Source organism: Enterovibrio norvegicus, assembly GCF_002876705.1.
GTDB lineage: Bacteria > Pseudomonadota > Gammaproteobacteria > Enterobacterales > Vibrionaceae > Enterovibrio > Enterovibrio norvegicus_B.
Window position 1 is genome coordinate 73,371 of sequence record NZ_MDAG01000011.1, and the last position, 10,264, is coordinate 83,634.

Here is a 10,264-nt window from a genome sequence, read left to right on the forward strand (position 1 = left end):
AAGGTACCTTCGTCAGGGGGTTGTGCGCAGTATTTGGCGAACAACAAAATTGTGTTTCTTGCGACTAAAAAAGGCCAGCAAGCTGGCCTCTCGATTACAGGGTTTTGCCAGGTTCAAACCATTCTCGACGGGAGTTTAGAATATCCGCCGCACCCATCGCTTTCTTGCCTGGAGGCTGAATCGAGGTGAGACGTAATACGCCATCACCCGTTGCCACGCGAATGCCCGTTTTATCCGCAGATAAAATGGTGCCTGGCGTTTTGTCGCTTTGCTCGGCGTCGACGTCGGCATCCCATACTTTGATGTTGTGCTCGGTGTCGTTTGCCGTCAGCGTGAAGTGGCTCATTGGCCATGGGTTAAACGCGCGAATGCAGCGCTCAAGCTCAACGGCACTTAAGGTCCAATCGACCAAGGCTTCTTCTTTACTCAACTTCTTCGCATAGTTAGCCAACTTGTCATTTTGCTTTTCAGCGACGGCGCGACCGGTTGCGATATCGTCCAGACAATCCACCAATGCGTCAGGCCCAAGTTCTGCAAGGCGCTCATATAGCGTGGCACTGGTTTCCTTCGCATCAATGCTCAGGGTTGCGATTTTTAGCATATCGCCAGTATCCAAGCCTTCATCCATCTGCATGATGGTGACGCCTGTTTCATCATCGCCCGCCCAAATAGCGCGTTGTATCGGTGCAGCACCACGCCAGCGAGGAAGGATAGAACCATGAACGTTGATACAACCCAAACGCGGTGTATCCAATGCCGCTTTCGGAAGCAGAAGGCCATACGCCACCACCACCATGATGTCAGCATCAATGGCCGCCAATTCTTGCTGCGCGTCTTCTGACTTTAAGCTGGCTGGCTGATAGACCGGAATATCATGCTCAAGCGCCAGCATTTTCACTGGGCTTGCTGTCAGCTTTTTCCCGCGCCCAGCAGGGCGATCAGGTTGGGTGTAAACCGCAACCACATCGTGGTGTGAAGACAACAACGCCGCCATGTGACGGGCGGCGAAATCCGGCGTACCGGCAAATAAAATACGTAATGATTGGCTCAAGGAAACCTCAGTTAGCTTTTTTCGTTGGCGCGTTTGATTTTTTCGAGCTTCTGTTTGATGCGCTGTTGCTTCAGAGGCGACAGGTAATCAACGAACAATTTGCCTTCTAGGTGGTCAAGTTCGTGTTGTACACAAATTGCCAGAAGGTCATCAGCGTCGAATTGGTATGCGTTGCCATCACGATCAAGTGCCTTCACGGTCACTTCAGATGCACGTGGTACCAATGCGCGCGCACCAGGGACAGACAGGCAACCTTCTTCGATGCCATCTTCGCCACGCTTCTCGATAATCTCAGGATTGATCAGAACCATGGCTTCTTCACGGTTGTCAGAAATGTCAATCACGACAATACGTTGGTGAATGTCGACCTGTGTCGCTGCCAAACCAATGCCTTCTTCGTCGTACATGGTTTCTAGCATGTCATCGACAATCTTTTGGATCTCTGGTGTGACGTTTTCTACCGGCTTCGCCACCGTGCGTAGGCGATCGTCCGGGAAGGTCAAAACCTGTAATACACTCATAAATGTCTCTTAAATATGTTGAACTGCGCCGTATCCGGCTTCGGTAATTGGGCTAATTCTAGACATTTTGCAATTCAAATGACAGCATCCAAACGTAAAGTACGCTTTTGGAGACATAGGATGTTTAAAAAGCTAATCATAGTCTGTGTGGCAGGCATGTTGTCTGCGACATCCATGGCGAATGTGATCAGCCTTTCAGATGATGCGCCCGACGCTTACACGGTGCGCAAAGGTGATACCTTGTGGGACATTGCGGGTTTGTATTTAGACAAGCCTTGGCACTGGCCTGCTCTTTGGCAGCAAAACCCTGATATTGAAAACCCTCACCTGATTTATCCGGGGGATGAGCTTCGTCTTTCGTGGCAAGATGGCCAGCCCGTTTTGACGCGAAAGGCGGTGGAAATGGGTGATACAACGCCTATTAGCGGTGTGTCTACCAATATTCTGAAACAGTACTTAACGTATGACACCCTCATGGGGGCGGCAGAAGTTAATATGGCACCGCGTGTGCTTGGCAACCAGAAAGGGTGGAGTTACATCACCACTAAAACACCTTTCTATGTCGATGCTGTTCTCGATCATGACGAATGGTTCATTTACCGACCTGTCACGACGTTTGATCGTCAAGTGGGTGAAGAGACCACCACCATGATCAGCTTGAACAAAGTGGCGGAAGCGCGTTTGGTGAGAAACCTTGATGAGATCGCCGAGCTGAAATTGGTTCATCAATCTCAAGAAGTGAAGCCAAATGACATTCTCCTGCCATCACTCGGTGCTCGAACTGGCGAGATCTTTCAACCTCACGCTGCACCCTCGGATATCGCGGGCAATTTGGTAGGGCATCTTTACGGCAGTAAATATGTTGGCCTACGTCAAATTGTGGTTGTTAACAGAGGGGAAACTGATGGATTGGATGCGGGACATGCATTGTCTGTGATGATGCCTGGTGCGGCCCTTAAGGGCAAAAAAGGCAACATGAGATACGACTCTGATACTGATAACACTGCAGATTCAGTGGTCATGACACTGCCTGATCGACATGCGGGTACATTGTTGGTTATCCGAAGTTATCCGCACTTTAGTTTGGCGATGGTGGTCGATGCAGAGCAGCCTTTATCATCGAACATGAATATCATCTCTGCTGGCGGGTCTTAGCGGATCTGATGAGCAAGGTGCTTGAATCTTGGCTTCGACTGGCTGCCGTCCCTAAATTGGGCGGCAGCGCAGTAAGCAAAATTATCAGTAAACATCCGCCCGAGAAACTGCTTGAATTAAGTGATTTTGAACTCTCCTCCATTGGCTTTAAGCCCGAGCAAATAGCGGCGCTACGACAACCTGACTTTTCTATAATAGACAGATGTTTAGCATGGTGTGATGCGCCAGATAGACACATCTTGTCACTGTCAGACCCACACTATCCTTTCTTACTCAAACAAATCGCTTCTGCGCCGCCTCTTTTATTTGTGGAAGGGGATCCCCATATACTCACAGCACCGCAGATTGCAATGGTGGGAAGTCGTCATGCCAGCCAAGAAGGGTTGGCGTTGGCTCGGGAGTTTGCCGAAGCACTTGCCAAGCATGATGTGGTGGTGACCAGCGGATTGGCATTAGGTATTGATGGCCGTGCGCATCGAGGTGCGTTGGACGGGCAAGGTAAAACGGTCGCGGTACTCGGTTCGGGGTTAGAGAAGGTTTACCCCTCTCGTCATCGTGATTTAGCCAAAGACGTCAAAGAAAATGGTGCTTTGGTTTCAGAGCTTTGGCCATGGTCACCCCCAAAACCTGCATTTTTCCCGAGACGAAATCGCATTATCAGCGGTCTCTCTACAGGTGTGTTGGTGGTGGAGGCGGCGTTGAAAAGCGGCTCGTTAATCACGGCACGTCTTGCACTTGAACAAGGCAGAGAGGTTTTTGCCTTACCGGGATCAATACATAACCCTAATGCCCGTGGTAGCAATGGGTTGATTAAGCAAGGCGCATTATTGGTCGAAACCGTCGAGGATATTCTCGAACAAGTGATGGCATTGGCAGGCTGTGCAATTAATCATCAGTTGGACATCGAGCAGGCTCAAGTTTTGCAAGAAGAATTGCCATTTCCGGAAGTGTTGGCTAACGTAGGAAATGAGATAAGATGTGTCGATGTGCTTGCAGAAATCTGCGATCAACCCGTTCACGAAATAATGATGAAGTTATTAGAACTGGAGCTTCAGGGGCTGGTTACTGCGGTGCCTGGTGGCTATGTGAGAACGAGGAGGGGCTAGCCATGATGGACATCCTAATGTATCTGTTCGAAACCTATATCCACAGCGATGCGGAATTGATGGTAGATCAGGACGAATTGGCTGATGAGCTTCTACGAGCAGGTTTTCATCAGGAAGATATCTACAAAGCGTTAGATTGGCTTGAAAAGCTGGCGCTATTGCAAGATGCGGATAAAACGCCTTACCTAACAGGAAGCGCGTTGACGTCGGTGCGTATTTTTACGCCGCAAGAAATGGATCGCTTGGATACAGAGAGCCGTGGCTTCCTGATTTTCCTTGAGCAAATCAGTGTATTGAACCCAGAAACGCGTGAGATGGTGATTGATCGTGTGATGGAGCTTGAAACACAAGAGTTCGCGTTAGATGACCTCAAGTGGGTGATCTTGATGGTGCTGTTTAATGTGCCGGGCAACGAACGTGCGTATGACCAAATGGAAGAGCTACTCTACTGCACAGCCGAAGATGAATATCTTCATTAATATTTTCACTGTCAGTCCGTTTGAGGCGAAGCTGTTTTGGCTGGAAAAATAGACGAATCACTGTTTAGTGCGCATGAACACGCACTAGAGAAAGAAGAACGCTGCCCCAAATGTGGCAGCGTTCTTGTTATTAAACACAGCAAACGTGGGCCATTTAAGGCGTGCACAGGCTATCCTGCCTGTGATTTCGTGGAATCGTTGCATCACAATGATGGTCATGTGGTGAAAGAGCTAGGGTTACCTTGCCCTGAATGTGGCAATGAATTAGTGCTTCGCCAAGGGCGTTTTGGCATGTTCATTGGCTGTTCGGCGTACCCTGAATGCCAGCACATTGAAAAGCGCGATCAAGAGCCAGTCACTGAGGGCGTTGATGTGGCTTGCCCCGAGTGTGGCAAAGGCAAACTTCACGAGAAAAAATCGCGTTTTGGTAAAGCGTTCTATGCGTGTGATGCCTACCCAAAATGTAAATTCGCGGTAAACCTTAAACCCGTCAAAGGGTGCTGTGAAGTGTGTGGTTTCGCACTCTTGCTTGAGAAGCAAACTGCGTCAGGCGAGGTGAAAGTATGCGCGAGCAAGAAGTGTCAGCATAAACAAGGTTGAGTGCTCGGGTTTCGAATAAGGAGCTCTGAGAGAAAAAAAGCCGCATTCGCGGCTTTTTTTGTGCGTGTGAAACGGAATTTATGCTTCTTGATTCAGCTTTTCAGCTGCTTCTAGTAATGCAGGAAATTCATCAACCGATAAATGGGTAGAAAGTGCTTTTAAGTGCTCACCCAATTCGCTCTGCGAACTGGCACACACGTTGATGTGGCCAATCTTCCTTCCAGGTCTTGGTGCTTTGTCATACCAATGCACGTGAGCCAAAGGCATGATGCTTGTTGGTACTGTTACTTCACCAATGATATTCACCATTGCTGTCGGACGAACACGTTTTGCGCTGCCTAACGGTAACCCGCACACGGCGCGGAGGTGGTTCTCAAATTGGCAAACATCAGCACCCTGTTGTGTCCAATGGCCGGAGTTATGAACGCGTGGCGCGATTTCATTCACCATCAGCGTGCCATTTACGTCAAAGAACTCGATAGCCAGCACACCGATGTAGTCGAGCGCGGATGCGACCGCGTCAAACATCGATTCAGCTTGTGCTTGTAGGGCTGCGTTCTCATTGGCAGAAACGGAAACACTCAAAATACCGTCGGTGTGAATGTTTTCCGTGAGTGGATAGATAGCAAGGTTGCCATCTTGTCCGCGGGCACCAATCAAGGACACTTCGCGATCAAAGCGAACAAATTCTTCTGCGATAACACATTGGCGGTCTGCTTGATGAGACGCGGTCAGGAAGGCTTCGATGTCCTGCCATACGTCGTCGGCTTGATCGGCGGATTTAAGTCTCCACTGACCTTTACCGTCATACCCGTCCAGAGCGCTTTTCAAAATCATGGGCAAGCCAATGCGCGCAATGGCGTTGTCAAAATCCGCGCGATTTTCAATGACCTGATAGCGAGCATTGTTGACGCCAGCTTTGTCCAGCAGGGCCTTTTCTTTGCGGCGATCACCACCCGTTAAAATGGCTTCTTCGCCAGGGTAGAATTTTCCGCTGTCTTGGCAAAGACGAAGCACGTCGGGGGCAATATGCTCAAATTCGGCGGTAATGACGTCAGCGTTTGCGATGCCATGTTCTAACCCATGGCCAAGCACTTCCAGCGTCACAGGGTGAACGACGTTGCCTGAGCGAACATCATACGCACTGATGGTGAGATTCAATGGTGCGCCCGCAAGCGCCATCATTCGCGCTAACTGACCAGCACCAAGTACCAATACATTCATGATTAGTCTACCGATGGGTCTGGGTGTGCCAATACTGTGTCGGTTTGGTTCTGACGGAAAGTGTCGATTTTAGTCAGTAGCTCGTCATCACTCGTCGCAAGAATTTGTGCAGCGAGTAAGCCTGCATTTGCAGCACCAGCATCGCCAATGGCAAGTGTGCCGACGGCAACGCCTTTTGGCATTTGTACGATAGACAGCAAAGAATCCATGCCTTTGAGGGCTTTTGACTGCACAGGAACACCCAATACAGGCAGGCTGGTGAAGGCCGCCGTCATACCTGGAAGGTGCGCTGCACCGCCTGCGCCTGCGATGATCACTTTAATGCCTTGAGAAGCAGCGTTGCTGGCATATTCTGCAAGCAGTTGAGGGGTTCGGTGTGCGGAAACCACTTTTGTTTCGTACGCGATACCGAAATGCTCAAGCATGTCTGCTGCGTTTTTCATGGTTGGCCAATCCGATTTTGAACCCATGATGATGCCGACTTTCATAACTGCTCCTGTAACTGCCATGTACTCACTGTCGTCTTTATGACGTGAAATTGCGCGCCATTATATCGGTAAAAAATCACAAGGAAAACGTTTGCGTCGATGCATTTCGCGCGAAACAGGGTGTTTTTACTTTCTTGCGAAAACTATCCGGTGTGTTTCTAAGTGTGACAAAATTGTTGAGTCAGCCCTGCCTAATTCGTCATAGTATGCGAAAGCGTAAGAAGAAAATGCGGAGAAGAACATTGGCCAACGTGGAGCAATGTGTAAAAGCCCTATCTCAAGGAGGCGTGATTGCCTACCCGACAGAAGGCGTGTTTGGTGTTGGATGTGACCCTGACAATGTGCAGGCCATTCAGGCTTTACTGAATGTGAAAGAGCGTGACCGTGCAAAAGGATTGATCTTAATTGCTGCCGATCTTGCCCAACTTGATGGGTACATCGACATGAGCCGATTGAGTGAAGAAACGAAAGCCGATGTGTTGGCCAGTTGGCCAGGTCCTGTGACATGGGTGATGCCTGCAGGCAAGAACATCACGGATTGGGTCACGGGGCAGTTTGATACGGTTGCGGTACGCGTGTCTGACCACACTGATGTGCAAGCCTTGTGTACTGCGTTTGGTAAACCAATAACATCAACCAGTGCAAATCTTAGCGGTGAAGAGCCGTGCCGTTCAGTCGAAGAGGTTGACGCACAACTTGGCGATCGTGTTGCGTGTATTTTAGAGGGAAAAACGGGTGGTCTTGAGAGGCCAACCGAGATCCGCGATGCACGTTCTGGTAAGGTGCTTCGACAAGGTTAAATTAATCGTCGGAATAAGAAGGAACTCCTGTGCAAGACCACACCCAGCCAGTCGATAAAGACGCCGTAAAACGCTTCCTACTTTCGTTGCAAGACCGTATTTGTGATGCGTTGTCACATGAAGATGGGGGGTCTGCGTTTGAGGAGGATGCATGGGAGCGAGAAGCGGGTGGCGGTGGTCGCAGTCGCGTTTTGCGTGACGGTACTGTTTTTGAACAAGCCGGCGTGAATTTCTCGCACGTGTTTGGCGATAAAATGCCGGGTTCAGCCACCGCGCATCGGCCTGAGCTTGCAGGGCGCAGCTTTGAAGCCATGGGTGTGTCTTTGGTCATTCACCCGAACAACCCACACATTCCGACGTCTCACGCCAATGTGCGTTTTTTCATTGCTGAAAAAGAAGGCGAAGCCCCTGTTTGGTGGTTTGGTGGTGGTTTCGATCTCACCCCCTTCTATCCTGTGGAAGAAGATTGTCTTCATTGGCACAATACCGCGAAAGCGATTTGTCTGCCGTTTGGTGACGCCGTTTATGCCGAACATAAGGCGTGGTGCGATCGTTATTTCTTCCTTCCGCATAGAAATGAAACCCGTGGCGTTGGAGGACTTTTCTTTGATGATCTCAATGCGTGGGGGTTTGATTCGTCTTTTAACTATATAAAGGCGGTCGGCGAAGGGTTTCTCGATGCTTACCTTCCGATCGTTCAAAAACGAAAGGACAAAGCGTTCTCAGAGCATGAGCGCCAGTTCCAGCTTTATCGTCGTGGCCGTTACGTCGAATTTAACCTGGTGTATGATCGTGGCACCTTGTTTGGCCTTCAAAGTGGTGGTCGAACAGAATCAATTTTAATGTCTATGCCCCCACTTGTTAGATGGGAGTATGGATTCGAGCCTGAAGCGGGCTCTCCTGAAGCAATACTCTATAAAGACTATTTAACGCCAAGGGATTGGTAAGGTTCAGTAGGTAAATGGATAAATACGTCGTTGTCGGGAATCCGATTTCACACAGCAAGTCCCCTTTTATACATACCTTGTTTGCGCGTCAGACAGGGCAGTCGATGTCATATGAAACCTTGCAAGCGCCTATTGGTGGTTTCAATGAAGCCATGGATGTGTTTTTTGCCAACGGTGGTCGTGGCTGTAATGTCACCGTGCCATTTAAAGAAGATGCATATGCCATGGCAACCATGCTTACAGAGCGTGCTCGTTTAGCGGGCGCGGTTAATACGCTTAAAAAGCTGGATGATGGCGGCATTCTTGGTGATAACACGGATGGGGAAGGTCTTGTTCAGGATTTGCTAAACCATCACGTGCAGTTAGAGGGTGCCAACATTCTTCTGCTCGGCGCGGGTGGTGCAGCGCGCGGTGTTGTACTTCCTTTACTTAAACACAGTCCCAACATGCTAGTGATTGCCAACCGAACGGTGAGCAAAGCCGAAACACTGGCTTCTTTGTTTTCTGAATACGGGAATGTTTCAGCCGCATCCTTTGATTCCTTGGGTGAGGCTGAGTTCGATATCATCATCAATTCAACATCCGCCAGTTTGTCCGGTGAACATCCAAATATTCCGGCTACGGTCATTCATCAGAAAAGTACGGTGTACGACATGGTGTATGGCTCAGGGCTTACCAGCAGCAATCAATGGGCGAAAGAGCAAGGTGCTGCTCGTCTGATTGATGGGCTAGGTATGCTGGTGGGACAAGCTGCGGAAAGTTTTACTATCTGGCGTGGCATTAAACCGGGAACGGGACAGGTGCTAAGGGAACTTCGCCGTAATCTTGCCGAGTAACCATGAACCAAAGTATTTTATTTCCTGATCATCAAGACATAGATAAAAACAAACATGCTGTTTGTTTTCATGCACAGCAGTCAGGGGCATTGATTGTTTGTTATGTATCTATAGATGACATTCGAAAGCGTCAACATGAAGCATTAATAGAAGATGAAGCGATACTGGCAGCGTTTGACCAGCATCGCTTTGACTTCGAAGATCTCGCCGAAGAAGCCATTGAGGATGAAAGCTTCAATGACCAAGGAGAAATCTGGGTGCGTTAGCCTTCGGCAATGTAGTCATTCTTGGTGGCGACATAGTTGTCAGACGATTTTTGCAAAAATGCCCGCTCGGCTTCTTTTAGTGGTCGAGCCTGCTTTACAGGACTTCCTACATAGAGGAAGCCTGATTCCAGTCGCTTTCCTGGCGGAACAAGACTGCCTGCACCAATCATCACATCGTCTTCAATGATGGCACCGTCCAAAACGATAGCTCCCATTCCAACCAATACACGATCGCCAACTGTGCAACCATGAAGCATAACCTTGTGCCCGATAGTCACGTCTTTACCAATAATAAGCGGGTATCCATCAGGATTGTCGGTGTTTTTATGGGTGACATGCAGTACCGAACCGTCTTGGACATTAGATCGGTCACCAATAATGATGTGGTTAACATCGCCACGCGCAGCAACTAAAGGCCAAATACTTACATCATTACCAAGGGTAATGTCTCCCACCATCACAGATGTTGGGTCTAGATATACACGCTCACCAACGTTAGGGAAGATGCCCTTATAACTCCGAAGTACTGATTGCATTTGTTATGTCCTAAAGGATTATTAGAATTCCAGCCTATATGGATGCGAAAAATAGTGCAATTCATCACCAATGTTTCGTTTAAGTACCCCTGTTTGGTTGATTGCTGAGCGAACGCACCGTTTTTCATGAAAAACAGCGCAAAACCCCTTGCCAAGATCTGAACCATCCCTATAATGCGACCTCACTGACACGGCGACCTGCTCCACACGGAACTAACCACTGAATCAGTACGGTGAAACGGCTTCAAAATTGAT

General features: G+C 49.0%; 13 protein-coding genes. 8 read left to right on the forward strand and 5 right to left on the reverse strand.

The features are described 5' to 3' along the window. Nucleotides 1-94 precede the first annotated feature (94 nt). Together fmt and def are read right to left on the reverse strand one after the other, a co-directional pair. Nucleotides 95-1,051: a methionyl-tRNA formyltransferase gene (fmt, locus tag BCT27_RS06945; protein ID WP_102395375.1), complete on the reverse strand. Its 957-nt coding sequence runs from the start codon at nucleotides 1,049-1,051 to the stop codon at nucleotides 95-97. A gap of 11 nt (nucleotides 1,052-1,062) precedes the next feature. Further along, nucleotides 1,063-1,572 (reverse strand): peptide deformylase, encoded by a 510-nt coding sequence (gene def / locus BCT27_RS06950; RefSeq protein WP_017010805.1) that lies wholly within the window; start codon nucleotides 1,570-1,572, stop codon nucleotides 1,063-1,065. Between the two features lie 120 nt (nucleotides 1,573-1,692). On the opposite strand from def, the gene BCT27_RS06955 reads away from it, so the two are divergent. From BCT27_RS06955 to BCT27_RS06970, 4 genes are read left to right on the forward strand one after another with little or no spacing between them, the layout of a single operon-like run. Then, the gene (locus BCT27_RS06955; protein WP_102259420.1) at nucleotides 1,693-2,727 is read left to right on the forward strand and encodes a LysM peptidoglycan-binding domain-containing protein; all 1,035 of its coding nucleotides are present in this window, start codon (nucleotides 1,693-1,695) and stop codon (nucleotides 2,725-2,727) included. Nucleotides 2,728-2,735: 8 nt separating this feature from the next. Further along, nucleotides 2,736-3,833 (forward strand): DNA-processing protein DprA, encoded by a 1,098-nt coding sequence (dprA, locus tag BCT27_RS06960; RefSeq protein ID WP_102259419.1) that lies wholly within the window; start codon nucleotides 2,736-2,738, stop codon nucleotides 3,831-3,833. A 2-nt stretch (nucleotides 3,834-3,835) separates the two neighbouring features. After that, nucleotides 3,836-4,312 carry a DUF494 family protein gene (locus BCT27_RS06965; protein ID WP_017010808.1) on the forward strand — a complete coding sequence of 159 codons (477 nt, stop codon included), beginning with the start codon at nucleotides 3,836-3,838 and terminating at the stop codon, nucleotides 4,310-4,312. 36 nt (nucleotides 4,313-4,348) lie between these two features. Further along, entirely contained in the window at nucleotides 4,349-4,912 is a 564-nt protein-coding gene (locus tag BCT27_RS06970; RefSeq protein WP_102395376.1) for a DNA topoisomerase family protein, read from the forward strand. A 78-nt stretch (nucleotides 4,913-4,990) separates the two neighbouring features. Here BCT27_RS06970 and BCT27_RS06975 read toward each other — a convergent pair whose 3' ends face one another. Both BCT27_RS06975 and purE read right to left on the reverse strand, forming a co-directional pair. After that, a complete protein-coding gene (locus BCT27_RS06975; protein WP_102319256.1) occupies nucleotides 4,991-6,136 on the reverse strand; it encodes a 5-(carboxyamino)imidazole ribonucleotide synthase in 1,146 nt (381 codons plus the stop codon). A 2-nt stretch (nucleotides 6,137-6,138) separates the two neighbouring features. Next, nucleotides 6,139-6,624: a 5-(carboxyamino)imidazole ribonucleotide mutase gene (gene purE, locus BCT27_RS06980; protein ID WP_102319257.1), complete on the reverse strand. Its 486-nt coding sequence runs from the start codon at nucleotides 6,622-6,624 to the stop codon at nucleotides 6,139-6,141. Between the two features lie 242 nt (nucleotides 6,625-6,866). Between purE and tsaC the strand changes: the two genes are divergently transcribed. The 4 genes from tsaC to BCT27_RS07000 are packed head-to-tail and all read left to right on the forward strand — an operon-like array spanning nucleotide 6,867 to nucleotide 9,473. Next, entirely contained in the window at nucleotides 6,867-7,424 is a 558-nt protein-coding gene (gene tsaC, locus BCT27_RS06985; protein ID WP_102395377.1) for an L-threonylcarbamoyladenylate synthase type 1 TsaC, read from the forward strand. A 29-nt stretch (nucleotides 7,425-7,453) separates the two neighbouring features. Beyond that, on the forward strand, nucleotides 7,454-8,371 hold the full coding sequence (gene hemF, locus BCT27_RS06990; protein WP_102395378.1) for an oxygen-dependent coproporphyrinogen oxidase: 918 nt from the start codon (nucleotides 7,454-7,456) through the stop codon (nucleotides 8,369-8,371). Nucleotides 8,372-8,385: 14 nt separating this feature from the next. Beyond that, nucleotides 8,386-9,207, forward strand: coding sequence for a shikimate dehydrogenase (gene aroE / locus BCT27_RS06995; RefSeq protein WP_102395379.1), 822 nt, complete (start codon nucleotides 8,386-8,388; stop codon nucleotides 9,205-9,207). A gap of 2 nt (nucleotides 9,208-9,209) precedes the next feature. Next, nucleotides 9,210-9,473 carry a DUF1488 family protein gene (locus tag BCT27_RS07000; protein WP_102395380.1) on the forward strand — a complete coding sequence of 88 codons (264 nt, stop codon included), beginning with the start codon at nucleotides 9,210-9,212 and terminating at the stop codon, nucleotides 9,471-9,473. On the opposite strand, the gene BCT27_RS07005 is transcribed toward BCT27_RS07000, so the two are convergent. Continuing rightward, nucleotides 9,470-10,009, reverse strand: a complete 540-nt coding sequence (locus tag BCT27_RS07005) for a gamma carbonic anhydrase family protein (protein WP_017014596.1) — start codon at nucleotides 10,007-10,009, stop codon at nucleotides 9,470-9,472. The two genes, BCT27_RS07000 and BCT27_RS07005, sit on opposite strands and share 4 nt — an antisense overlap. Nucleotides 10,010-10,264 lie beyond the last annotated feature (255 nt).

Coding starts and splice junctions, on each gene's coding strand:
- BCT27_RS06975 (WP_102319256.1), bottom strand. CDS start 6,136: ATGAATGTATTGGTACTTGGTGCTGGTCAGTTAGCGCGAATGATGGCG.
- BCT27_RS07005 (WP_017014596.1), bottom strand. CDS start 10,009: ATGCAATCAGTACTTCGGAGTTATAAGGGCATCTTCCCTAACGTTGGT.
- dprA (WP_102259419.1), top strand. CDS start 2,736: ATGAGCAAGGTGCTTGAATCTTGGCTTCGACTGGCTGCCGTCCCTAAA.
- def (WP_017010805.1), bottom strand. CDS start 1,572: ATGAGTGTATTACAGGTTTTGACCTTCCCGGACGATCGCCTACGCACG.
- BCT27_RS06965 (WP_017010808.1), top strand. CDS start 3,836: ATGATGGACATCCTAATGTATCTGTTCGAAACCTATATCCACAGCGAT.
- purE (WP_102319257.1), bottom strand. CDS start 6,624: ATGAAAGTCGGCATCATCATGGGTTCAAAATCGGATTGGCCAACCATG.
- BCT27_RS07000 (WP_102395380.1), top strand. CDS start 9,210: ATGAACCAAAGTATTTTATTTCCTGATCATCAAGACATAGATAAAAAC.
- aroE (WP_102395379.1), top strand. CDS start 8,386: ATGGATAAATACGTCGTTGTCGGGAATCCGATTTCACACAGCAAGTCC.
- BCT27_RS06955 (WP_102259420.1), top strand. CDS start 1,693: ATGTTTAAAAAGCTAATCATAGTCTGTGTGGCAGGCATGTTGTCTGCG.